Origin of the sequence: Kitasatospora sp. NPDC058032 (assembly GCF_042885845.1) — a bacterium.
Lineage (GTDB): Bacteria > Actinomycetota > Actinomycetes > Streptomycetales > Streptomycetaceae > Kitasatospora.
This window is the reverse complement of sequence record NZ_JBHVRK010000003.1, coordinates 179603-200748: the sequence shown is the minus strand read 5'-3', so window position 1 is coordinate 200748 and position 21146 is coordinate 179603. Positions and strand designations below refer to the sequence as shown.

The 21146-nt window shown below is 68.8% G+C and carries 30 protein-coding genes; 29 read left to right on the top strand and 1 reads right to left on the bottom strand.

Annotation, left to right across the window (positions count from 1 at the left end; all coding sequences use genetic code 11):
* The first annotated feature begins 5 nt into the window (after positions 1-5).
* From rplP to glmM, 28 genes are all read left to right on the top strand, one after another.
* Positions 6-425 (top strand): 50S ribosomal protein L16, encoded by a 420-nt coding sequence (rplP, locus tag ACFVUH_RS06370; protein ID WP_030232476.1) that lies wholly within the window; start codon positions 6-8, stop codon positions 423-425.
* A complete protein-coding gene (rpmC, locus tag ACFVUH_RS06365; protein ID WP_030300387.1) occupies positions 425-649 on the top strand; it encodes a 50S ribosomal protein L29 in 225 nt (74 codons plus the stop codon). Before rplP ends, rpmC begins: the two co-directional genes overlap by 1 nt.
* Complete coding sequence (gene rpsQ / locus ACFVUH_RS06360) at positions 649-921, top strand: 30S ribosomal protein S17 (RefSeq protein ID WP_030055826.1); 273 nt, start codon at positions 649-651, stop codon at positions 919-921. Before rpmC ends, rpsQ begins: the two co-directional genes overlap by 1 nt.
* Before the next feature lie 102 nt (positions 922-1023).
* Positions 1024-1395, top strand: coding sequence for a 50S ribosomal protein L14 (gene rplN / locus ACFVUH_RS06355; RefSeq protein WP_030393301.1), 372 nt, complete (start codon positions 1024-1026; stop codon positions 1393-1395).
* Between the two features lie 15 nt (positions 1396-1410).
* Complete coding sequence (gene rplX, locus ACFVUH_RS06350; protein ID WP_100892787.1) at positions 1411-1722, top strand: 50S ribosomal protein L24; 312 nt, start codon at positions 1411-1413, stop codon at positions 1720-1722.
* Positions 1722-2291 (top strand): 50S ribosomal protein L5, encoded by a 570-nt coding sequence (rplE, locus tag ACFVUH_RS06345; protein WP_030300393.1) that lies wholly within the window; start codon positions 1722-1724, stop codon positions 2289-2291. Before rplX ends, rplE begins: the two co-directional genes overlap by 1 nt.
* A 4-nt stretch (positions 2292-2295) precedes the next feature.
* Positions 2296-2481 carry a type Z 30S ribosomal protein S14 gene (locus tag ACFVUH_RS06340; RefSeq protein WP_030393303.1) on the top strand — a complete coding sequence of 62 codons (186 nt, stop codon included), beginning with the start codon at positions 2296-2298 and terminating at the stop codon, positions 2479-2481.
* Between the two features lie 268 nt (positions 2482-2749).
* Positions 2750-3157 carry a 30S ribosomal protein S8 gene (gene rpsH / locus ACFVUH_RS06335; RefSeq protein ID WP_355358379.1) on the top strand — a complete coding sequence of 136 codons (408 nt, stop codon included), beginning with the start codon at positions 2750-2752 and terminating at the stop codon, positions 3155-3157.
* 22 nt (positions 3158-3179) lie between these two features.
* Positions 3180-3719: a 50S ribosomal protein L6 gene (gene rplF, locus ACFVUH_RS06330; protein ID WP_030393304.1), complete on the top strand. Its 540-nt coding sequence runs from the start codon at positions 3180-3182 to the stop codon at positions 3717-3719.
* A gap of 3 nt (positions 3720-3722) precedes the next feature.
* Entirely contained in the window at positions 3723-4106 is a 384-nt protein-coding gene (gene rplR, locus ACFVUH_RS06325; protein WP_344338019.1) for a 50S ribosomal protein L18, read from the top strand.
* A gap of 48 nt (positions 4107-4154) precedes the next feature.
* A complete protein-coding gene (gene rpsE / locus ACFVUH_RS06320) occupies positions 4155-4778 on the top strand; it encodes a 30S ribosomal protein S5 (protein WP_344338017.1) in 624 nt (207 codons plus the stop codon).
* Positions 4778-4960, top strand: a complete 183-nt coding sequence (gene rpmD, locus ACFVUH_RS06315) for a 50S ribosomal protein L30 (RefSeq protein WP_030251557.1) — start codon at positions 4778-4780, stop codon at positions 4958-4960. The genes rpsE and rpmD overlap by 1 nt, the downstream gene beginning before the upstream one ends.
* Positions 4961-4962: 2 nt before the next feature.
* A complete protein-coding gene (gene rplO / locus ACFVUH_RS06310; RefSeq protein ID WP_063348972.1) occupies positions 4963-5415 on the top strand; it encodes a 50S ribosomal protein L15 in 453 nt (150 codons plus the stop codon).
* Between the two features lie 325 nt (positions 5416-5740).
* A complete protein-coding gene (secY, locus tag ACFVUH_RS06305) occupies positions 5741-7051 on the top strand; it encodes a preprotein translocase subunit SecY (RefSeq protein ID WP_355358385.1) in 1311 nt (436 codons plus the stop codon).
* Complete coding sequence (locus tag ACFVUH_RS06300; protein ID WP_355358388.1) at positions 7051-7704, top strand: adenylate kinase; 654 nt, start codon at positions 7051-7053, stop codon at positions 7702-7704. The genes secY and ACFVUH_RS06300 overlap by 1 nt, the downstream gene beginning before the upstream one ends.
* 130 nt (positions 7705-7834) lie before the next feature.
* The gene (map, locus tag ACFVUH_RS06295; RefSeq protein ID WP_355358391.1) at positions 7835-8674 is read left to right on the top strand and encodes a type I methionyl aminopeptidase; all 840 of its coding nucleotides are present in this window, start codon (positions 7835-7837) and stop codon (positions 8672-8674) included.
* 131 nt (positions 8675-8805) lie between these two features.
* Positions 8806-9231, top strand: coding sequence for a large conductance mechanosensitive channel protein MscL (gene mscL, locus ACFVUH_RS06290; protein WP_355358394.1), 426 nt, complete (start codon positions 8806-8808; stop codon positions 9229-9231).
* Between the two features lie 172 nt (positions 9232-9403).
* On the top strand, positions 9404-9625 hold the full coding sequence (gene infA / locus ACFVUH_RS06285; RefSeq protein WP_003956442.1) for a translation initiation factor IF-1: 222 nt from the start codon (positions 9404-9406) through the stop codon (positions 9623-9625).
* A gap of 32 nt (positions 9626-9657) precedes the next feature.
* Complete coding sequence (rpmJ, locus tag ACFVUH_RS06280; RefSeq protein ID WP_003956441.1) at positions 9658-9771, top strand: 50S ribosomal protein L36; 114 nt, start codon at positions 9658-9660, stop codon at positions 9769-9771.
* Between the two features lie 173 nt (positions 9772-9944).
* Positions 9945-10325 (top strand): 30S ribosomal protein S13, encoded by a 381-nt coding sequence (gene rpsM / locus ACFVUH_RS06275; RefSeq protein WP_030393312.1) that lies wholly within the window; start codon positions 9945-9947, stop codon positions 10323-10325.
* Between the two features lie 72 nt (positions 10326-10397).
* On the top strand, positions 10398-10805 hold the full coding sequence (gene rpsK, locus ACFVUH_RS06270; RefSeq protein ID WP_014136257.1) for a 30S ribosomal protein S11: 408 nt from the start codon (positions 10398-10400) through the stop codon (positions 10803-10805).
* Between the two features lie 152 nt (positions 10806-10957).
* Positions 10958-11980 (top strand): DNA-directed RNA polymerase subunit alpha, encoded by a 1023-nt coding sequence (locus tag ACFVUH_RS06265; RefSeq protein WP_030055844.1) that lies wholly within the window; start codon positions 10958-10960, stop codon positions 11978-11980.
* A 127-nt stretch (positions 11981-12107) separates the two neighbouring features.
* Positions 12108-12590, top strand: a complete 483-nt coding sequence (gene rplQ / locus ACFVUH_RS06260) for a 50S ribosomal protein L17 (protein WP_344338005.1) — start codon at positions 12108-12110, stop codon at positions 12588-12590.
* An 81-nt stretch (positions 12591-12671) separates the two neighbouring features.
* Positions 12672-13607, top strand: a complete 936-nt coding sequence (gene truA / locus ACFVUH_RS06255) for a tRNA pseudouridine(38-40) synthase TruA (RefSeq protein WP_387911532.1) — start codon at positions 12672-12674, stop codon at positions 13605-13607.
* A 41-nt stretch (positions 13608-13648) separates the two neighbouring features.
* Complete coding sequence (locus ACFVUH_RS06250) at positions 13649-15325, top strand: ABC-F family ATP-binding cassette domain-containing protein (protein ID WP_387911530.1); 1677 nt, start codon at positions 13649-13651, stop codon at positions 15323-15325.
* A 249-nt stretch (positions 15326-15574) separates the two neighbouring features.
* Positions 15575-16018 carry a 50S ribosomal protein L13 gene (rplM, locus tag ACFVUH_RS06245; RefSeq protein WP_030055846.1) on the top strand — a complete coding sequence of 148 codons (444 nt, stop codon included), beginning with the start codon at positions 15575-15577 and terminating at the stop codon, positions 16016-16018.
* Between the two features lie 46 nt (positions 16019-16064).
* A complete protein-coding gene (gene rpsI, locus ACFVUH_RS06240; protein WP_350542287.1) occupies positions 16065-16568 on the top strand; it encodes a 30S ribosomal protein S9 in 504 nt (167 codons plus the stop codon).
* A 173-nt stretch (positions 16569-16741) separates the two neighbouring features.
* Positions 16742-18106 carry a phosphoglucosamine mutase gene (glmM, locus tag ACFVUH_RS06235; RefSeq protein ID WP_355358406.1) on the top strand — a complete coding sequence of 455 codons (1365 nt, stop codon included), beginning with the start codon at positions 16742-16744 and terminating at the stop codon, positions 18104-18106.
* 72 nt (positions 18107-18178) lie between these two features.
* On the opposite strand, the gene coaA is transcribed toward glmM, so the two are convergent.
* Positions 18179-19174, bottom strand: a complete 996-nt coding sequence (gene coaA / locus ACFVUH_RS06230) for a type I pantothenate kinase (RefSeq protein WP_355358409.1) — start codon at positions 19172-19174, stop codon at positions 18179-18181.
* 99 nt (positions 19175-19273) lie between these two features.
* Here coaA and glmS point away from each other — a divergent pair, with 99 nt between their 5' ends.
* The gene (gene glmS, locus ACFVUH_RS06225) at positions 19274-21130 is read left to right on the top strand and encodes a glutamine--fructose-6-phosphate transaminase (isomerizing) (protein WP_355358412.1); all 1857 of its coding nucleotides are present in this window, start codon (positions 19274-19276) and stop codon (positions 21128-21130) included.
* Positions 21131-21146 lie beyond the last annotated feature (16 nt).

The window sequence follows — 21146 nt, the reverse complement described above, 5'->3', positions numbered from 1 at the left end:
CCGCAATGCTGATCCCCCGTCGGGTCAAGCACCGCAAGCAGCACCACCCCAAGCGCCGTGGCGCTGCCAAGGGTGGCACCGAGCTGGCGTTCGGCCAGTTCGGCATCCAGGCCGTGACCCCGGCCTACGTGACGAACCGTCAGATCGAGTCCGCTCGTATCGCGATCACCCGTCACATCCGCCGTGGCGGCAAGGTCTGGATCAACATCTACCCGGACCGTCCGCTGACCAAGAAGCCGGCCGAGACCCGCATGGGTTCCGGTAAGGGTTCGCCGGAGTGGTGGATCGCGAACGTGCACCCGGGTCGGGTCATGTTCGAGCTGTCGTACCCGAACGAGAAGGTTGCTCGTGAGGCGCTCACCCGCGCTGCTCACAAGCTGCCGATGAAGTGCCGGATCGTCCGGCGCGAGGACGGTGAGAGCTGATGTCGGCCGCTACCAAGGCTGCTGACCTCCGCCAGCTGGACAACGAGGGTCTCGTTGCCAAGCTGCGCGAGGCCAAGGAGGAGCTGTTCAACCTCCGCTTCCAGGCGGCGACCGGGCAGCTCGACAACCACGGACGGCTCAAGCTCGTCCGTAAGGACATCGCGCGGATCTACACCCTGATGCGCGAGCGCGAGCTGGGCATCGAGACGGTGGAGAACGCCTGATGACTGAGAACACCAACGAGACGCGCGGTTTCCGCAAGACCCGTGAGGGTCTCGTCGTCAGCGACAAGATGGACAAGACCGTCGTCGTCGCCGTCGAGGACCGCGTCAAGCACGCGCTGTACGGCAAGGTCATCCGCCGTACGAACAAGCTGAAGGCGCACGACGAGGCGAACGCCTGCGGCATCGGCGACCGGGTTCTCCTCGCGGAGACCCGCCCGCTGTCCGCGACGAAGCGCTGGCGCGTCGTCGAGATCCTCGAGAAGGCCAAGTAACGAAGTTGATGCGGTACGGCCGTATGTGCACCAGGCCCCTTGCGGGCGCTGGTGTGAGCAGCGGCCGGCCCGTCAGCTCTCGTTGACGATCAGGAGAAAGCTGTGATCCAGCAGGAGTCGCGACTGCGTGTCGCCGACAACACGGGCGCGAAGGAAATCCTTTGCATCCGCGTTCTCGGTGGTTCCGGTCGCCGCTACGCCGGTATCGGGGACGTCATCGTCGCCACCGTCAAGGACGCGATCCCCGGTGGTTCGGTGAAGAAGGGTGACGTCGTCAAGTGCGTCGTCGTCCGTACCGTGAAGTCGCGCCGTCGTCCCGACGGCTCGTACATCCGGTTCGACGAGAACGCCGCTGTCGTTCTCAAGAACACCGACGGTGACCCCCGTGGCACCCGCATCTTCGGCCCGGTGGGCCGCGAGCTGCGTGACAAGAAGTTCATGAAGATCATCTCGCTGGCGCCGGAGGTGCTCTGACCCATGGCGAACAGCATGAAGATCAAGAAGGGTGACCTGGTTCAGGTCATCACCGGCAAGGACAAGGGCAAGCAGGGCAAGGTCATCCAGGCCCTGCCGGCTGAGAACAAGGTCCTGGTCGAGGGTGTGAACCGGGTCAAGAAGCACACCAAGCCGGGTCCGGGCACTCAGGGTGGCATTGTCACCGTCGAGGCCCCGGTGCACGTCTCCAACGTCCAGCTGGTCGTGGAGAAGGACGGCAAGAAGGTCGTCACCCGCGTTGGCTACCGCTTCGACGACGAGGGCAACAAGATCCGCGTTGCCAAGCGAACCGGTGAGGACATCTGATGTCTGAGACGTCTGTTGAGAAGGTGACCCCCCGCCTCAAGGAGCGTTACAACTCCGAGATCAAGGGGCAGCTGCAGGAGCAGTTCTCGTACGAGAACGTCATGCTGACGCCGGGCCTGGTCAAGGTCGTCGTCAACATGGGTGTCGGCGAGGCCGCCCGTGACAGCAAGCTGATCGAGGGCGCGATCCGCGACCTGACCGCGATCACCGGTCAGAAGCCGGCCGTGACCAAGGCCCGCAAGTCCATCGCGCAGTTCAAGCTGCGCGAGGGCCAGCCGATCGGCACCCACGTCACCCTCCGTGGTGACCGCATGTGGGAGTTCCTGGACCGTCTGGTGTCGCTGGCCCTGCCGCGCATCCGTGACTTCCGCGGTCTCTCCCCCAAGCAGTTCGACGGCCGTGGCAACTACACCTTCGGTCTGACCGAGCAGGTTATGTTCCACGAGATCGACCAGGACAAGGTCGACCGTCAGCGCGGTATGGACATCACCGTCGTGACCACCGCTCAGACCGACGACGAGGGCCGGGCGCTCCTGCGCGCTCTGGGCTTCCCGTTCAAGGAGGCGTGAGCCAATGGCGAAGAAGTCCCTCATCGCGAAGGCCGAGCGGAAGCCGAAGTTCGGCGTCCGGGCCTACACCCGGTGCCAGCGGTGCGGCCGTCCGCACTCGGTGTACCGCAAGTTCGGCCTCTGCCGTGTCTGCCTCCGTGAGATGGCGCACCGTGGCGAGCTGCCGGGCGTGACCAAGAGCTCCTGGTAGTCCAGGCGCTTTAGGCACACAGCGACGCAGAGGTGCCCGATCCCACACCGGCCCGTTTTGGGCCTGCCGTACGGGTTCCCGTAAGGTAGTGGGGTCGGGCCCCCTGCCGCGGCATCCCCATGGATGCCCGTGGCCCTCTTGCGAGAGGGCTCGCACCCAGTCTTACGACGTCGCAGGTCCCCTGCGCTTGTGCCCCTGACGAACTCGAAAGAGTGCGGAAGGGGGACCTGGCGCGGAGAAACCGCGGCGAGAGAGGCCTGAGGCCATCATGACCATGACCGACCCCATCGCAGACATGCTCACGCGTCTGCGTAACGCGAACTCGGCGTACCACGACTCCGTGGCGATGCCGGCCAGCAAGATCAAGGCGCACGTCGCCGAGATCCTGCAGCAGGAGGGTTACATCACCTCCTACAAGGTTGAGGAGCCCGTCGAGGGCGAGGTCGGCAAGAAGCTGACCATCGAGCTCAAGTTCGGCCCCAACCGTGAGCGCTCCATCGCCGGCATCAAGCGCATCAGCAAGCCGGGTCTGCGCGTTTACGCAAAGTCCACCAACCTGCCGAAGGTTCTCGGCGGCCTGGGCGTGGCGATCATCTCCACGTCCTCCGGCCTCCTGACCGACAAGCAGGCCGCCAAGAAGGGCGTAGGCGGAGAAGTTCTCGCCTACGTCTGGTAATTCGGGAAACGGAGGTACAGCAATGTCGCGCATTGGACGGCTGCCCATCCAGGTCCCCGCTGGCGTGGACGTCACCATCGATGGCCAGACGGTCTCGGTGAAGGGCCCGAAGGGCTCCCTCACCCACGTCGTCGCCGCGCCGATCGAGATCGGCAAGGGCGAGGACGGTATTCTGGCTGTCACCCGCCCCAACGACGAGCGTCAGTCGAAGGCCCTGCACGGCCTGACCCGCACGCTGGTGGCGAACATGATCACCGGTGTGACCGCGGGCTACCGCAAGTCGCTGGAGATCAGCGGTGTCGGCTACCGAGTTCTGGCGAAGGGCTCCGACATGGAGTTCCAGCTGGGCTACAGCCACCCGATCCTCGTCGAGGCGCCGGAGGGCATCTCCTTCGTCGTCGAGTCGGCCACCAAGTTCCACGTGGACGGCATCGACAAGCAGAAGGTCGGCGAGGTCGCCGCGAAGATCCGCAAGCTGCGCAAGCCCGACCCGTACAAGGCCAAGGGCGTCAAGTACGCGGGCGAGGTTATCCGCCGCAAGGTCGGAAAGAGTGGTAAGTAAGCGATGAGTGTCTCTGTCAAGATCGGCAAGGGCAACGCCTACAAGAGCGCCGCTCGCAAGCGCCGCGCGATCCGCGTTCGCAAGCGCATCGTCGGCAGCGAGGTGCGTCCGCGCCTCGTCGTGACGCGCTCGAACCGTCACATGGTCGCCCAGGTCATCGACGACGCCAAGGGTCACACCCTGGCGTCGGCGTCCACCCTCGACGTGTCCATCAAGGGCGCCGAGGGCGACAAGACCGAGCTGGCCAAGAAGGTCGGGAGCCTGGTCGCCGAGCGCGCCAAGGCCGCCGGCATCGAGTCGGTCGTCTTCGACCGCGCGGGCAACCGGTACGCCGGCCGCATCGCCGCCCTGGCGGACGCGGCCCGCGAGGCCGGGCTCGACTTCTAAGCCGCTCGTCGACTCTGTCGGCGGACGTAATCGAGAGAGGTAATTCCAATGGCTGGACCCCAGCGCCGCGGTAGCGGCGCCGGCGGCGGCACCGGTGGCGAGCGGCGCGACCGTAAGCGTGACGACCGGGGCAACGCCCCCGCCGTCGAGAAGACCGCTTACGTCGAGCGCGTCGTCGCGATCAACCGCGTCGCCAAGGTTGTCAAGGGTGGTCGTCGCTTCAGCTTCACCGCGCTGGTCGTGGTGGGCGACGGTGACGGCACCGTGGGTGTCGGTTACGGGAAGGCGAAGGAGGTTCCGGCCGCCATCGCCAAGGGCGTTGAGGAGGCCAAGAAGAACTTCTTCAAGGTCCCCCGTATCCAGGGCACCATCGCGCACCCCGTTCAGGGCGAGAAGGCCGCCGGCGTCGTGCTGCTGAAGCCCGCCGCCCCCGGTACCGGTGTTATCGCCGGTGGCCCGGTGCGCGCCGTCCTGGAGTGCGCCGGCGTTCACGACATCCTGTCGAAGTCGCTCGGCTCGGACAACGCGATCAACATCGTGCACGCCACGGTTGCCGCGCTGAAGCAGATCCAGCGTCCCGAGGAGGTCGCGGCCCGCCGTGGCCTGCCGCTCGAGGACGTGGCTCCGGCCGGTCTGCTGCGGGCTCGGGCTGCTGCCGGGGTGAGTGCCTGATGGCTCGCCTGAAGATCACGCAGACCAAGTCGTACATCGGCAGCAAGCAGAACCACCGCGACACCCTGCGCTCGCTTGGCCTCAAGCGCATGCACGACGTCGTGGTGAAGGAGGACCGTCCCGAGATCCGCGGGATGGCCCAGACGGTCCGTCACCTGGTGACGGTTGAGGAGGTGGACTGATCATGGGCGACAACCCGATCAAGATCCACAACCTGCGTCCCGCCCCGGGTGCCAAGACCGACAAGATCCGTGTGGGTCGTGGTGAGGCGTCCAAGGGTAAGACCGCTGGTCGTGGTACCAAGGGCACCAAGGCCCGCTACCAGGTTCCGCAGCGCTTCGAGGGTGGCCAGATGCCGCTCCACATGCGTCTGCCGAAGCTGAAGGGCTTCAAGAACCCGTTCAAGATCACGTTCCAGGTCGTCAACCTCGACAAGCTGGCCGAGCTCTACCCGCAGGGTGGCGAGGTCACGGTCGAGGACCTGGTCGCCAAGGGCGCGGTTCGCAAGAACTCCCTCGTCAAGGTGCTCGGCACCGGCGAGATCTCGGTCGCGCTGCAGGTGACGGTGGACGCCGTCTCCGGCTCGGCCACCGAGAAGATCACCGCCGCCGGCGGTACCGTCACCGAGCTCGTCTGAGCCCGCTGACTTCCGCGAGCCCCGCACTTCCCTTCGGGAGGTGCGGGGCTCGCGCCTTTTCCGGCCCATTCCGCCCCCGGATGTCGACGCGGCAGGTTCTGGCCCTCGTTCTTTTGTGTGGCAAAACCGGGCATCCCGTACCCCATGAGTGGGGGAGGGGCCGTACGCGCTTCTTTCGAGCGGCCGTGCACTGTTAGAGTCCGTGGAGTTCCCTTGTAGGCTGCGCATAGGCTCGCCTGTGCCGTCTGTAACGGAGCCCGAACCGCAAACTCCCATTCAGGACCGACCCTCCCGCCGACGACGCGCGGGAGGCGCAGGAGGCACCGTGCTCAGTGCGTTCGCGCGGGCGTTCCAGACGCCCGACCTGCGCAAGAAGCTGCTGTTCACGCTGGGCATCATGGTGCTGTTCCGGCTGGGCTCGCACGTTCCCGTACCAGGGGTCGACTTCGAGGCGGTTCACGCCTGCATCAAGGAGACCAAGAACAACGGCCTCTTCGGCCTGGTCAACTTGTTCTCCGGCGGGGCGCTGCTACAGCTGACGATCTTCGCCCTCGGCATCATGCCGTACATCACGGCGAGCATCATCCTCCAGCTCCTCACCGTCGTGATTCCACGACTGGAGGCGCTGAAGAAGGAGGGCCAGGCCGGCCAGGCGAAGATCACCCAGTACACCCGGTACCTGACCATCGCGCTGGCGGTGCTCCAGGGCACCGGCATCGTGGCGACCGCGTCCAGCGGCGCCCTGTTCTCGGGCTGCGTCTACGCCAACCAGATCGTGCCGGACACCGGCGTGTTCCGGATCGCCGTCATGGTCCTGACCATGACCGCCGGCACCACGGTGATCATGTGGCTCGGTGAGCTGATCACCGACCGCGGCATCGGCAACGGCATGTCGCTGCTGATCTTCACCTCGATCGCCGCCCAGTTCCCCACCTCGATGTGGGCGATCAAGCAGTCCGGCACCATCGGCGGCGGCTGGGTCGAGTTCTTCTCGGTCATCGCGATCGGCGTCATCGTTGTGATGCTCGTCATCTTCGTCGAGCAGGCCCAGCGCCGGATCCCGGTCCAGTACGCGAAGCGGATGATCGGTCGCCGGGCCTTCGGCGGAACCTCGACGTACATCCCGCTCAAGGTGAACCAGGCCGGTGTCATCCCGGTCATCTTCGCCTCGTCGCTGCTGTACATCCCGGCCCTCGTGGTCCAGCTGACCAACAGCCAGGCCGGCTGGGCGGTGTGGATCAACCAGCACTTCGTGCGCGGTGACCACCCGATCTACATGGCCACGTACTTCCTGCTGATCGTCTTCTTCGCCTTCTTCTACGTCGCCATCTCCTTCAACCCCGAAGAAGTTGCCGACAACATGAAGAAGTATGGTGGGTTCATCCCGGGTATCCGGGCCGGCCGCCCGACGGCCGAGTACCTGAACTACGTGCTCACCCGCATCACGTGGCCGGGTTCGCTCTACCTGGGCCTGATCGCGTTGATCCCGATGATCGCCCTGGTCGCCTTCGGACAGCAGACCAACTTCCCGTTCGGCGGCACCAGCGTGCTCATCGTCGTCGGCGTCGGACTCGAAACTGTGAAGCAGATCGAGAGCCAGCTCCAGCAGCGCAATTACGAAGGGTTCCTCCGCTGATGCGTATTGTCCTCGTCGGACCCCCCGGGGCCGGGAAGGGTACTCAGGCGCACCTCCTCGCCAAGACCCTGTCCATCCCCCACATCTCCACCGGCGACCTGTTCCGCGCCAACATCGGTCAGGGCACCCCGCTGGGTGTCGAGGCCAAGAGCTACATGGACGCGGGCCGCCTGGTGCCCGACGAGGTCACGATCGGGATGGCCAAGGACCGCATGCTCCAGGAGGACGCCGCGAACGGCTTCCTGCTGGACGGCTTCCCGCGGAACCTGGGCCAGGCCAAGGCGCTGGACGAGTTCCTCGCCGAGCAGGGCATCAAGCTCGACGGTGTGCTCGACCTGGAGGTCCCCGAGGACGAGGTCGTCCGCCGGATCGCCGGCCGCCGGCTGTGCCGCAACGACGGCGGCCACGTGTTCCACGTGGACTACAACGCGCCGAAGGTCGAGGGCGTCTGCGACGAGTGCGGCGGCGAGCTGTACCAGCGCTCCGACGACACCGAGGACGCCGTGCGGACCCGGCTGGAGGTCTACCACACGGAGACCGAGCCGATCATCGACTACTACCGCCAGCAGGGCCTGATCGCCACGATCCCGGCCCTCGGCAAGGTCGACGAGGTCACCCGGCGCGCGATCGAGGCGCTGAAGCAGGACAGCTGAGTTTTCGAGCGACGTACCTACGGCCGCGCTGCCCGACCCGGGGCAGCGCGGCCGTACGGCGTCGTACGGTGGAACGAGTGCACGGCCGCGCGGCAAGGACCGGGCGGGAACCCAAGGAAGGCGTGACCAGATGGTGGAGATCAAGACCCCCGAGCAGATCGCGAAGATGCGAGCGGCCGGGCTGGTCGTCGCCGAGGCGCTCAAGGCGGCCCGCGAGGCGGTCGTCCCGGGAATCACCACCCAGGAGCTCAACGACATCGCCGACAAGGTCATCACGGACCACGGCGCCACCTCGAACTTCCGGGCCCACCACGGCGGCCTCTGGTTCCCGGGCGTGATCTGCGCCTCGGTGAACAACGAGGTCGTGCACGGCATCCCCGGTGAGCGGGTGCTGCAGGAGGGCGACCTCATCTCGATCGACTGCGGCGCGATCCTGGACGGCTGGCACGGCGACGCGGCGATCACCGTCGCGGTCGGCGAGGTCGCCCCCGAGGTGGAGATGCTGAGCCGGGTCACCGAGGGCTCGATGTGGGCCGGCATCGCCCAGATGAAGAAGAGCAACCGCCTGGTCGACGTCTCCAAGGCGATCGAGGGCTTCATCCGGCGCCAGCCGCTGCCGCCCAAGGGCAAGTGGGGCATCACCGAGGGCTACGGCGGCCACGGCATCGGCACCGCGATGCACATGGAGCCGCACGTGCTGAACTACGTCGAGCGCGGCCGGGGCAAGGGCCCGAAGCTGGTCCCCGGCACCGTGCTGGCGATCGAGCCGATGGTCTCGCTCGGCACTCCGCACACCACCGTGCTGGAGGACGACTGGACCGTCGTCACCAACGACGGCACCTGGGCCTCGCACTGGGAGCACTCGGTGGCCGTCACCGAGCAGGGCCCGGTGGTGCTGACCGCCTTCGACGGCGGCCGCGAGATGCTCGCCAAGCTGGGTGTGACGGCCGCGCCGGACCCGCTGGCGTAATCCCGCCACAACCGCTCGGAGCAGCCAACTTCCGCTGCTGACAAGGGATCAGGGCCCTGGAGGTTTGGACTTCCAGGGCTTTTGTCCTATTTTTATGCGCCGGTAGTGGCTTCGAGTAGCAGGAGAGAGCAGTGCTCAAGGGATTCCGCGACTTCATGATGCGCGGCAACGTGGTCGACATGGCGGTCGGTGTGGTGATCGGCGCCGCGTTCACCGCGGTGGTCACCGGCTTCGTCTCCGCCTTCCTCACCCCGCTGGTGGGCGTGGTGGTCGGTGCCGCGGGCGACTTCGGCTCCTACAAGGCGACGATCGCCGGGGTGACCTTCCCGTACGGGCAGTTCCTCAATGTGCTGATCGCGTTCCTGATGACCGCGGCCGTGCTGTACTTCTGCGTCGTCCTGCCGGTGACCAAGGCCACCGCGCGCTACATGCCGAAGAAGCCGAAGACCCCGAAGCGCCCCTGCCCCGAGTGCCTGACCGAGATCCCCGAGGCCGCCCGCCGCTGCTCGGCCTGCACCGCCCACGTCGAGCCGCTGGCCGCTCCGGCGGCCCGCTGATCGGGTACCCCCGTTTTGGTCCATCCTGCGCGCTGGCGTAGGATGGACCGTCGGCTCACTCGTAGCGTGCTCCAGCACGCCCTCTTCCCCCTCCTCGGGGTCGGGGTGGACCCAGGTTCGCACGAGCGTTCCGCATACGGTAGCCGGTCCCGGAAGGTGGATCTCGCAGTTCATGGCTAAGAAGCAAGGCGCCATTGAGATCGAGGGCACCGTGATCGAGTCTCTTCCGAACGCGATGTTCAAGGTCGAGCTGCAGAACGGTCACAAGGTCCTCGCGCACATCAGTGGCAAGATGCGCATGCACTACATCCGCATCCTGCCGGACGACCGGGTCGTGGTGGAGCTCAGCCCCTACGACCTCACGCGCGGCCGGATCGTCTACCGCTACAAGTAAGAACGTCAGATCTAGACCCGGAGAACCTGAACATGAAGGTCAAGCCGAGCGTCAAGAAGATCTGCGACAAGTGCAAGGTGATCCGCCGTCACGGCCGGGTCATGGTGATCTGCGACAACCTGCGCCACAAGCAGCGCCAGGGCTGATCTCTCCCCAGCATTTCTCGTAGTACTTCGCGCGACGCGAAAACGTCATCAGTGGGCCACCCGATCCGTCCCAGGGACGGACTGCCGCCCCCGGTCAGAGGCCGGGGCTCCCTCACCGTGAGGTGTCGGAGTAGGTGGCACGCCAGACCTCTGAAGAACCACAGGAGCCTTGAATGGCACGCCTCGCCGGCGTTGATCTCCCCCGTGAGAAGCGGATCGAGATCGCCCTCACCTACGTGTACGGCATCGGCCGTACCCGCGCCCAGCAGACCCTCGCCGAGACCGGTGTCAGCCCGGATGTCCGCGTTCGCGACATCGCCGAGGACGACCTGGTCAAGCTGAGCCAGTACATCGACGCCAACTTCACGGTCGAGGGTGACCTCCGCCGCGAGGTGGCCGCCGACATCCGCCGCAAGGTCGAGATCGGCTGCTACGAGGGTCTGCGTCACCGCCGCGGCCTGCCGGTCCGCGGCCAGCGCACCCACACCAACGCGCGTACCCGCAAGGGCCCGCGTCGCGCGATCGCCGGTAAGAAGAAGCCGGGCAAGAAGTAGTCCGTCCCGTAACCGGACATCCCTCCGGCCCGCGGGTCAGCGGACCGACCACCTCAGTAGGAGAACAGACTTATGCCCCCCAAGGGTCGTCAGGCTGCCGGCGCGAAGAAGATCCGCCGCAAGGAAAAGAAGAACGTCGCTCACGGCCACGCGCACATCAAGAGCACGTTCAACAACACCATCGTTTCGATCACCGACCCGTCGGGCAACGTGATCTCCTGGGCCTCCGCCGGCCACGTCGGCTTCAAGGGCTCGCGCAAGTCCACCCCGTTCGCCGCGCAGATGGCCGCCGAGGCCGCTGCCCGTCGCGCGCAGGAGCACGGCATGCGCAAGGTCGACGTCTTCGTGAAGGGTCCGGGCTCCGGCCGCGAGACCGCGATCCGTTCGCTCCAGGCCACCGGCCTGGAGGTCGGCTCGATCCAGGACGTCACCCCCACCCCGCACAACGGCTGCCGTCCGCCGAAGCGCCGCCGCGTCTGACCCGTGACCTCCCCCTCGTCTCGGGGAGGCTTCGGGCACGCTGGGTACTGCTTTAAACCTCGTACGGGGTCCCGTTTCCTGCGGGACCCCGTACGCTGGTTCTGTTCGGCATCAAATAGTGGGTGCCGAAGATCACTGGAGGATCTGAAAACATGCTGATCGCTCAGCGTCCCTCGCTGACCGAAGAGGTCGTCGACGAGTTCCGCTCGCGGTTCGTGATCGAGCCGCTCGAGCCGGGCTTCGGCTACACCCTCGGCAACTCTCTGCGTCGCACGCTCCTGTCGTCGATCCCGGGTGCCGCTGTCACCAGCATCCGCATCGACGGCGTCCTGCACGAGTTCACCACCGTGCCGGGCGTCAAGGAGGACGTCACCGACCTCATCCTCAACATCAAGCAGCTGGTCGTCTCCTCGGAGCACGACGAGCCGGTCGTGATGTACCTGCGCAAGCAGGGCCCGGGTGTGGTCACCGCCGCCGACATCGCGCCGCCGGCCGGTGTCGAGGTGCACAACCCCGAGCTGGTCCTCGCCACCCTGAACGGCAAGGGCAAGCTGGAGATGGAGCTGACCGTCGAGCGCGGTCGCGGCTACGTCTCCGCCGTGCAGAACAAGGCCTCCGGCCAGGAGATCGGCCGCATCCCGGTCGACTCGATCTACAGCCCCGTGCTGAAGGTCACCTACAAGGTCGAGGCCACCCGTGTCGAGCAGCGGACCGACTTCGACAAGCTGATCGTCGACGTCGAGACCAAGCCCGCCATGCGCCCGCGTGACGCCATGGCCTCGGCCGGCAAGACCCTGGTGGAGCTGTTCGGCCTCGCCCGCGAGCTGAACATCGACGCCGAGGGCATCGACATGGGCCCGTCCCCGACGGACGCCGCCCTGGCCGCCGACCTGGCGCTGCCGATCGAGGAGCTGGAGCTCACCGTCCGCTCCTACAACTGCCTCAAGCGCGAGGGCATCCACACCGTGGGTGAGCTCGTCGCCCGCTCCGAGGCCGACCTGCTCGACATCCGCAACTTCGGCGCGAAGTCGATCGACGAGGTCAAGGCGAAGCTGGCCGGCATGGGCCTGGCCCTCAAGGACAGCCCGCCCGGGTTCGACCCGACCGCCGCCGCCGACGCCTTCGGCGCCGACGACCTGGACGACGCGGGTTACGCGGAGACCGAGCAGTACTGAGAGACTTGACCGCGGGGGCGGTTCCCCGGAACCGCCCCCGTCGTCGTGAAAGCCGTGCGGGCACAGTGCCCGTACGCCCGCTGCGGTACCTGGTACGGCCGCAGTCGGAGATTCGAGGAGTAATTCCATGCCGCGTCCCACCAAGGGTGCCCGCCTCGGCGGCGGCCCGCACCACGAGCCCCTGCTGCTCGCCGGTCTGGCCCGTGAGCTGTTCCAGTACGGCCGCATCACCACCACCGAGGCCAAGGCCCGCCGCCTGCGCCCGCTGGCGGAGAAGCTGATCACCAAGGCGAAGAAGGGCGACATCCACAACCGTCGCCTGGTGCGCAAGACCATCACCGACATCTCGGTGCTGCACACCCTCTTCACCGAGATCGCGCCGCGCTACGAGAACCGCCCGGGTGGCTACACCCGCATCACCAAGATCGGTCCCCGTCGTGGCGACAACGCCCCGATGGCCGTGATCGAGCTGGTCGAGGCGCTGACCGTCGCGCAGACCGCCGTCGGCGAGGCCGAGGCCGCCACCAAGCGTGCCGTCAAGGAGGCCGACGCCAAGGTCGAGGCCACCGAGACCAAGGCCGACGAGGCCGAGGCCGCCGAGCAGGCCTGACACCTTCAGGTGTTGTCGCGGGCCCGCTTCCCCATCCGTGGGGGAGCGGGCCCGTTCCTCATGTCCAGGGAGTGAAGAGCAGTGCTCAACGATTGCGCCGAGCGGCCTCCGGCCAAGGACGGCCCGGCGGACGGGTACGTCCGGATCCGGCTCGACCTCGCCTACCACGGCGCCGACTTCTCGGGCTGGGCCCGCCAGAGGGGCGGCCGCCGGACGGTCCAGGAGGAGATCGAGACCGCCCTGCAGGTCGTGACCCGCAGCTCCGAGCTCTTCCCGCTCACCGTCGCCGGCCGCACCGACGCCGGTGTGCACGCCCGCGGCCAGGTCGCCCACGTCGACCTGCCGGAGGGGCTGTGGGCCCAGCACGGTGAGAAGCTGCTGCGCCGGCTGGCCGGGCGGCTGCCCGGCGACGTCCGGATCTACCGCGCGGCCGAGGCCCCGGCGGGCTTCGACGCCCGCTTCTCGGCGATCTGGCGCCGGTACGCCTACCGGGTCGCCGACCACCCCGGTGGCGTGGACCCGCTGCTGCGCGGCCATGTGCTCTGGCACGACCGGCCGCTCGACCTGGAGAGGATGAACGCCGCCGCCCGGCTGCTGCTCGGCGAGCACGACTTCGCCGCGTACTGCAAGAAGCGCGAGGGCGCGACCACCATCCGCACCCTGCTGGAGCTGCGCTGGGACCGCGTCCCGGTCGACGCCTACGCCGCCCAGGAGGGCTCGCTGGCGGTCGCCACCGTCCGGGCCGACGCCTTCTGCCACAACATGGTGCGGGCGCTGGTCGGCGCGATGCTGCTGGTCGGCGACGGGCACCGGCCGGTGGAGTTCCCCGGCGAGGTGCTGGCCGGCGGCGTGCGCAACTCGGCCGTCAACGTGATCCGGCCGTACGGCCTGACCCTGGAGGAGGTCGGCTACCCGGCGGACGACCGGCTCGCCGAGCGCAGCCGGGCCGCCCGCCGGATGCGCACCCTGCCGGGCGCCGCCGTCCCCGCCGGGAGCGCGGAGCAGGCGGCCGGTTAATCGGTTTTGGTCCGGGGCGGTGGCTTGGGACAATCGGCCCCATGGGACACGTCGAGATTTCGCACCTGGAGTACTACCTGCCGGACGGGCGGGTGCTGTTCGACGACGCGTCCTTCCGGGTGGGGGAGGGCGCGGCCGTCGCGCTGGTCGGCGCCAACGGGGCCGGCAAGACCACGCTGCTGCGCATGATCGCCGGCGACCTCCAGCCGCACGGCGGCTCGGTGACGATCAGCGGCGGGCTCGGCGTGATGCGCCAGTTCGTCGGCACCACCGGCCGTGAGGAGCAGCGCAAGCCCGGCGACGAGCAGGCCGGCCCCGGCCCGCTGCCCGCCGACGCCTCGGTGCGCGACCTGCTGGTCTCGGTCGCCCCCGAGCGGATCGCCAGGGCCGCCCGCGCGGTCGACGCCGCCGAGCTGGCGATGATCGCCCAGGACGACGAGAAGACCCAGATGGCCTACGCCCAGGCGCTCTCCGACTGGGCCGACGTCGGCGGCTACGACTACGAGACCGACTGGGACGTCTGCACCATGGCCGCCCTCGGCGTGCCCTTCGACAAGGCCCAGTGGCGCGGTCTGAACACGCTCTCCGGCGGCGAGCAGAAGCGGCTCGTCCTGGAGGCGCTGCTGCGCGGCCCGGAGGAGGTGCTGCTCCTCGACGAGCCGGACAACTACCTGGACGTCCCGGGCAAGCGCTGGCTGGAGGAGGCCATCAAGGCCACCCCGAAGACCGTGCTGTTCATCTCGCACGACCGCGAACTGCTCTCCCGGACCGCCGAGAAGATCATCAGCGTGGAGTCCGGCGCGGCCGGTTCCAGCGTCTGGGTGCACGGTGGCGGCTTCGACACCTTCCACGAGGCCCGCAAGGCGCGCTTCGAGCGGTTCGAGGAGCTGCGCCGCCGCTGGGACGAGGAGCACGCCAAGCTCAAGAAGCTGGTCGTCACCCTGCGCCAGGCCGCCGCGGTCAGCCACGAGATGGCCTCCCGGTACGCGGCCGCGCAGACCAGGCTCAAGAAGTTCGAGGACGCCGGCCCGCCGGAGGCGCCGCCGCGCGAGCAGAGCATCACCATGCGGCTCAAGGGCGGGCGCACCGGCGTCCGCGCCTTCACCATGGAGCGGCTGGAGCTCACCGGCCTCATGCAGCCCTTCGACCTGGAGGTCTTCTACGGCGAGCGGATCGGTGTGCTCGGTGCCAACGGCGCCGGCAAGTCGCACCTGCTGCGGCTGCTCGCGGGCGACGGGACGGTCGCCCACACCGGCGGCTGGAAGCTCGGCGCCCGGGTGGTGCCCGGCCACTTCCGGCAGACCCACGCCCATCCGGAGCTGCTCGGCCGCACCGTCCGCTCGATCGTCGAGGAGGAGCACGCGCTCAGCCGCGGCGCCGCGATGGGCGCGCTGCGCCGCTACGAGCTGGACCGCCAGGAGGAGCAGAAGTTCGAGTCGCTCTCCGGCGGGCAGCAGGCCCGGCTGATGATCCTCAAACTGGAGCTGTCCGGCGTCACCGCGCTGCTGCTCGACGAGCCGACCGACAACCTGGACCTGGAGAGCGCCGAGGCGCTGCAGGCCGGTCTGGAGGCCTTCGACGGCACGGTGATGTGCGTGACGCACGACCGCTGGTTCGCGAAGACCTTCGACCGCTTCCTGGTGTTCGGCGCCGACGGGCGGGTCTACGAGTCGGCCGAGCCGGTCTGGGACGTCACCCGGGTCGAGCGGGACCGCTGAGGACCGGGGCGGGGGAGGGGGCCGGGGACCGGATCTCCGGGCAATTTTGACCCTCCCCTCGCCTGCCGGTAACCTGGGCGCTTGATGTGCGTATTGGCTCGCTCTATCTCACGTGAGAGGTCGGTACGCCGGAGACATCAGGTCGACGACCAGCGGCTCCCCCTTGAATTGCGTCCAAGGCGGCCAGGCTGATCCCTCCTCCAGGTGCTCCTGTCAGGACTCACTCACTGAAAAGCGAAGGCTACGACCGTGCGTACGTACAGCCCCAAGCCCGGCGACGTCCAGCGTCAGTGGCACGTCATCGACGCGACCGACGTCGTGCTCGGCCGCCTGGCCTCCCAGGCCGCCAACCTCCTCCGGGGCAAGCACAAGGCGATCTACGCGCCGCACGTTGACACTGGTGACTTCGTCATCATCATCAACGCGGACAAGGTGCACCTGTCGGGTAACAAGAAGACCCAGAAGCTGGCGTACCGCCACAGCGGTTTCCCGGGCGGTCTCCGCTCGGTCCGCTACGACGACCTCCTGGCCAACAACCCGGAGAAGGCCGTCGAGAAGGCCATCAAGGGCATGATCCCCAAGAACAGCCTGGGCCGCCAGATGCTCTCCAAGCTGAAGGTCTACTCGGGCGACCAGCACCCGCACGCTGCCCAGCAGCCGGTGCCGTTCGAGATCACCCAGGTCGCGCAGTAATTCCGGCCACCAAGCCCCCCATCACTGAAAAGAGCTGAGGAACACCGTGGCCGAGACCACCGAAACCCTTGAGGTCGACTTCGACGAGACCGTCGTCGAGGGCGAGTACACCTCCGAGGAGAGCTACACCTCCGAGTCCCTGGCCGGCCGCTTCGGCGAGGCCGTCCCCGGCGCCGGCCTGGGCCGTCGCAAGGAGGCGATCGCCCGCGTGCGCATCGTCCCGGGCACCGGGCAGTGGAAGATCAACGGTCGCACCCTGGAGAACTACTTCCCCAACAAGGTGCACCAGCAGACCGTCAACGAGCCCTTCAAGCTCCTGGAGCTCGACGGCCGTTACGACGTCGTCGCCCGCATCTCCGGCGGCGGCGTGTCCGGCCAGGCCTACGCGCTGCGCCTCGGCGTGGCCCGTGCCCTGAACGAGGCCGACGTGGACAACAACCGCGGCGCCCTCAAGAAGGCCGGCTTCCTGACCCGTGACGCCCGCGCCGTCGAGCGCAAGAAGGCCGGTCTGAAGAAGGCCCGCAAGGCGCCGCAGTACAGCAAGCGCTAATTGCGCCCTCCGGGGGTGCGTACCGCCCTGGTGGTGCACGCCCCTGGATGCGCTCTACACGCCCCGGAGTACCCCGTGTACTCCGGGGCGTCGTGTTCCCCGGCCATTGTGCGGAGCCCGGGGATTCGATCGGATTCACTGCAGAAGGCATTGCGGCGATGGAGGACGGGACAGTGGGACGACTCTTCGGTACGGACGGCGTACGCGGTGTGGCCAACGGGGCACTGACGGCGGAGCTGGCGCTCGGCCTGTCCGTCGCGGCGGCGCACGTGCTCGGCGAGGCGGGGGCCTTCGAGGGCCACCGGCCGGTCGCGGTGGTCGGCCGCGATCCGCGTGCCTCGGGCGAGTTCCTGGAGGCCGCGGTCATCGCCGGCCTGGCCAGCGCGGGCGTCGACGTCCTGCGGGTCGGCGTGCTGCCCACCCCGGCGGTGGCGTACCTCACCGGCGCGCTCGGCGCCGACTTCGGCGTGATGCTCTCCGCCAGCCACAACGCCATGCCGGACAACGGCATCAAGTTCCTCGCCCGCGGCGGCCACAAGCTGGACGACCGCATCGAGGACGCCATCGAGGCCCACTACAGCAAGCACGCGGCGGGCGGCGAGGAGTGGAACCGCCCGACCGGCGCGGCGGTCGGCCGGGTCCGCGAGTACACCGAGGGCTTCGACAAGTACGTCGCCCACCTCATCGGCGTGCTGCCCAACCGCCTGGACGGCATCCGGGTCGTCATCGACGGCGCGCACGGCGCGGCTGCGTACGTCGCCCCCGAGGCCTTCGCCCGGGCCGGCGCCGAGGTCGTGCACACCCTGGGCGCCGAGCCCACCGGCCTCAACATCAACGACGGCGTCGGCTCCACCCACCTGGACCGGCTGCGCGCCGCCATGCGCGAGCACTCCGCCGACCTCGGCATCGCCCTCGACGGCGACGCCGACCGCTGCCTGGCCGCCGACGCGGACGGCAACGAGGTCGACGGCGACCAGATCATCGCGATCCTGGCCGTCGCCATGAAGGAGGCCGGCACGCTGCGCCGCAACACCACGGTCGCCACCGTGATGTCCAACCTGGGCTTCAAGCTGGCCATGCAGCGCGAGGGCGTCGACCTCGTCGAGACCGCCGTCGGCGACCGGTACGTGCTGGAGGCGATGAAGGAGCGGGGCTACGCGCTGGGCGGTGAGCAGTCCGGCCACGTCATCCTGCTGGACCACGCGACCACCGGTGACGGCACGCTGACCGGTCTGATGCTGGGTGCCCGGCTGGCGGCCACCAAGCAGCCGCTGGCCGACCTGGCCGCCGTGATGACCCGGCTGCCGCAGGTGCTGATCAACGTCAAGGGCGTGGACAAGGCCCGGGTCGGCACCTGCGAGGAGCTGACCGCGGCGGTCGCCGCGGCCGAGGCCGAGCTGGGCGCCACCGGCCGGGTGCTGCTGCGCCCGTCGGGCACCGAGCCGCTGGTCCGGGTGATGGTGGAGGCGGCCGACGAGGTGCAGGCGCACGCCGTCGCGGAGACGCTGGCGGGCGCGGTCCGCAGCTACCTGGGCTGACCGCCCCCGGAGACGCCGAGGCCCCCGTCGCGCGTGGCGCGGCGGGGGCCTGTCCGTACGTCGGAACCCGCGTCAGAGCTTGCGCAGCAGGGCCCGGCGGACCTTGTGGTCCGCGCCCTTCTGCAGGATCAGGGTCGCCCGGCCGCGGGTCGGCAGCACGTTCTCCAGCAGGTTGGGCCGGTTGATGGTGCGCCAGACCTGGCGGCCGTACTCCATCGCCTCCTCCTCCGGCACCTCGGTGAAGCGGCGGAAGTAGGAGTTCGGGTCCTGGAAGGCGGTCTGCCGCAGCTTGCGGAACCGGTCCAGGTACCAGCTCTCGATGTCGTCGGTGCGGGCGTCGACGTAGATGGAGAAGTCGAAGTAGTCCGCCACCGCCAGCCGGGTGCGGCCGTCGGTGCCGGGCAGGGCCGGCTGGAGCACGTTCAGGCCCTCGACGATGAGGATGTCCGGGCGCTCCACGGTGAGCCGCTGCTCCGGCACGATGTCGTACACCAGGTGCGAGTAGACCGGCGCGGTGACCCGCTCCTTGCCGGCCTTCACGTCCGCGACGAAGCGCGTCAGCGCCCGGCGGTCGTAGGACTCCGGGAAGCCCTTGCGGGCCATCAGGCCGCGTCGGCGCAGCTCGGCGTTGGGCAGCAGGAAGCCGTCGGTGGTGACCAGTTCGACCCGGGGGTGCTCCGGCCAGCGGGCCAGCAGGGCCTGCAGCAGCCGGGCCGTGGTGGACTTGCCGACCGCGACCGAGCCGGCCACGCCGATGATGAACGGGGTGCGGGTGCGCTCGGTGTCCGGGGTGTCCAGGAAGGTGCCCAGGGTGCCGCGCAGCTCGTGCGTGGCGTGGATGTAGAGGTTCAGCAGCCGGGACAGCGGCAGGTAGACGTCCCGGACCTCGTCCAGGTCGAGGGCGGTGCCGAGACCGCGCAGCCGTTCCACCTCCTCGGCGGTCAGCGGAAGCGGCGTACGCTCGCGCAGCGCGCTCCATTCGGCCCGGCTGAGGTCAACGTAGGGGGACGGTGACGGGCCGGGCGTGGCGTCGCCCCGCGTACAGAGTTCGGTCAGCACATGCTCCATTGTGAGCCGTAGCGCCGTTCGGGGTGGTTGTGGTGTCGGTCACGGCCCGTGGGCGAACCGTGCGAATGGGGCGTTCGGAGCGCCCTTATGCTGGCACGCATGTGCGGAATTGTTGGATACGTGGGCTCCCAGCCCGCCCTTGACGTAGTAATCGCAGGCCTGCAGCGACTGGAGTACCGGGGTTACGACTCGGCCGGTGTCGCCGTGCAGGTGCAGGGCTCCGACGGGCAGTGGAGCCTCGCCACCGACAAGCGGGCCGGAAAGCTCGCGAACCTGGAGAAGTCGCTCGCCGAGACCCCTCTTCCCGGCGGCACCACCGGCATCGGCCACACCCGCTGGGCCACCCACGGCGGCCCGACGGACGCCAACGCCCACCCCCATCTGGACGACGCCGCCCGGGTGGCGGTCGTCCACAACGGCATCATCGAGAACTTCGCCCAGCTCCGGGCGGAGCTGGCCGAGCGCGGCCACACGCTGCGCTCCGAGACCGACACCGAGGTCGTCGCGCACCTGCTCGGCGAGGAGTACCAGGGGGACCTGGCGGAGGCCATGCGGGCGGTCTGCCGTCGGCTGGAGGGCGCCTTCACCCTGGTGGCGGTGCACGCCGACGCCCCGGACGTGGTGGTCGGCGCCCGCCGCAACTCGCCGCTGGTGGTCGGGCGCGGCGAGGGCGAGAACTTCCTCGCCTCCGACGTGGCCGCGTTCATCGCGCACACCCGCGAGGCGATCGAGCTGGGCCAGGATCAGGTCGTCGAGCTGCGCCGGGGCGGCGTGACGGTGACGAACTTCGACGGCACCCCCGCCGACGTGCGCGAGTACCACGTCGACTGGGACGCCTCGGCCGCCGAGAAGGGCGGCTACGACTACTTCATGCTGAAGGAGATCGCCGAGCAGCCGAAGGCCGTCGCCGACACCCTGCTCGGCCGGATCGGCACCGACGGCCGGCTCACCCTCGACGAGCTGCGGATGTCCGACGCCGACCTGCGCGCGGTCGACAAGGTCGTCATCGTCGCCTGCGGCACCGCCTTCCACGCGGGCATGATCGCCAAGTACGCGATCGAGCACTGGACCCGGATCCCGTGCGAGGTCGAGGTCGCCTCCGAGTTCCGCTACCGCGACCCGATCATGGGGCCGGGCACGCTCGTCATCGCCATCTCGCAGTCCGGCGAGACCATGGACACCCTGATGGCCCTGCGGCACGCGCGCGAGCAGGGCGCCAAGGTGCTGGCGATCTGCAACACCAACGGCTCGACCATCCCGCGCGAGTCGGACGCGGTGCTGTACACCCACGCCGGTCCCGAGGTGGCCGTCGCCTCCACCAAGGCGTTCCTGACCCAGCTGGTCGCCTGCTACCTGGTGGCGCTGTACCTGGGCCAGGTGCGCGGCACCAAGTGGGGCGACGAGATCCTCGCCGTCATCAAGGAGCTCGGCGACGCGCCGAAGCAGGTCGAGCAGGTGCTGGAGACCATGGAGCCGGTGCGCGAGCTGGCCCGCTCCCTGGCGGGCGCGCGCTCGGTGCTGTTCCTGGGCCGGCACGTCGGCTTCCCGGTGGCCCTGGAGGGCGCGCTCAAGCTCAAGGAGCTCGCCTACATGCACGCCGAGGGCTTCGCGGCCGGCGAGCTGAAGCACGGGCCGATCGCGCTGATCGAGGAGGGGCTGCCGGTCGTGGTGGTCGTGCCGTCGCCGCGCGGGCGCTCGATCCTGCACGACAAGATCGTCTCCAACATCCAGGAGATCCGGGCCCGCGGCGCGCGCACCATCGTGATCGCGGAGGAGGGCGACGAGGCGGTCGTCCCGTACGCCGACCACCTGATCCGGATCCCGGTCACCCCGACCCTGCTCCAGCCGCTGGTCTCCACCGTGCCGCTGCAGGTCTTCGCCTGCGAGCTCGCCACGGCCAAGGGCCACGAGGTCGACCAGCCCCGCAACCTCGCGAAGTCGGTCACCGTCGAGTAGTCCGGCCGGCGCCCCT

Bases quoted from the DNA above. Each gene is read 5' to 3' on its own strand.
- rplP (WP_030232476.1), top strand. From the start codon at position 6: ATGCTGATCCCCCGTCGGGTCAAGCACCGCAAGCAGCACCACCCCAAG.
- rpmC (WP_030300387.1), top strand. From the start codon at position 425: ATGTCGGCCGCTACCAAGGCTGCTGACCTCCGCCAGCTGGACAACGAG.
- rpsQ (WP_030055826.1), top strand. From the start codon at position 649: ATGACTGAGAACACCAACGAGACGCGCGGTTTCCGCAAGACCCGTGAG.
- rplX (WP_100892787.1), top strand. From the start codon at position 1,411: ATGAAGATCAAGAAGGGTGACCTGGTTCAGGTCATCACCGGCAAGGAC.
- rplE (WP_030300393.1), top strand. From the start codon at position 1,722: ATGTCTGAGACGTCTGTTGAGAAGGTGACCCCCCGCCTCAAGGAGCGT.
- ACFVUH_RS06340 (WP_030393303.1), top strand. From the start codon at position 2,296: ATGGCGAAGAAGTCCCTCATCGCGAAGGCCGAGCGGAAGCCGAAGTTC.
- rpsH (WP_355358379.1), top strand. From the start codon at position 2,750: ATGACCATGACCGACCCCATCGCAGACATGCTCACGCGTCTGCGTAAC.
- rplF (WP_030393304.1), top strand. From the start codon at position 3,180: ATGTCGCGCATTGGACGGCTGCCCATCCAGGTCCCCGCTGGCGTGGAC.
- rplR (WP_344338019.1), top strand. From the start codon at position 3,723: ATGAGTGTCTCTGTCAAGATCGGCAAGGGCAACGCCTACAAGAGCGCC.
- rpsE (WP_344338017.1), top strand. From the start codon at position 4,155: ATGGCTGGACCCCAGCGCCGCGGTAGCGGCGCCGGCGGCGGCACCGGT.
- rpmD (WP_030251557.1), top strand. From the start codon at position 4,778: ATGGCTCGCCTGAAGATCACGCAGACCAAGTCGTACATCGGCAGCAAG.
- rplO (WP_063348972.1), top strand. From the start codon at position 4,963: ATGGGCGACAACCCGATCAAGATCCACAACCTGCGTCCCGCCCCGGGT.
- ACFVUH_RS06300 (WP_355358388.1), top strand. From the start codon at position 7,051: ATGCGTATTGTCCTCGTCGGACCCCCCGGGGCCGGGAAGGGTACTCAG.
- map (WP_355358391.1), top strand. From the start codon at position 7,835: ATGGTGGAGATCAAGACCCCCGAGCAGATCGCGAAGATGCGAGCGGCC.
- infA (WP_003956442.1), top strand. From the start codon at position 9,404: ATGGCTAAGAAGCAAGGCGCCATTGAGATCGAGGGCACCGTGATCGAG.
- rpmJ (WP_003956441.1), top strand. From the start codon at position 9,658: ATGAAGGTCAAGCCGAGCGTCAAGAAGATCTGCGACAAGTGCAAGGTG.
- rpsM (WP_030393312.1), top strand. From the start codon at position 9,945: ATGGCACGCCTCGCCGGCGTTGATCTCCCCCGTGAGAAGCGGATCGAG.
- rpsK (WP_014136257.1), top strand. From the start codon at position 10,398: ATGCCCCCCAAGGGTCGTCAGGCTGCCGGCGCGAAGAAGATCCGCCGC.
- ACFVUH_RS06265 (WP_030055844.1), top strand. From the start codon at position 10,958: ATGCTGATCGCTCAGCGTCCCTCGCTGACCGAAGAGGTCGTCGACGAG.
- rplQ (WP_344338005.1), top strand. From the start codon at position 12,108: ATGCCGCGTCCCACCAAGGGTGCCCGCCTCGGCGGCGGCCCGCACCAC.
- ACFVUH_RS06250 (WP_387911530.1), top strand. From the start codon at position 13,649: ATGGGACACGTCGAGATTTCGCACCTGGAGTACTACCTGCCGGACGGG.
- coaA (WP_355358409.1), bottom strand. From the start codon at position 19,174: ATGGAGCATGTGCTGACCGAACTCTGTACGCGGGGCGACGCCACGCCC.
- glmS (WP_355358412.1), top strand. From the start codon at position 19,274: ATGTGCGGAATTGTTGGATACGTGGGCTCCCAGCCCGCCCTTGACGTA.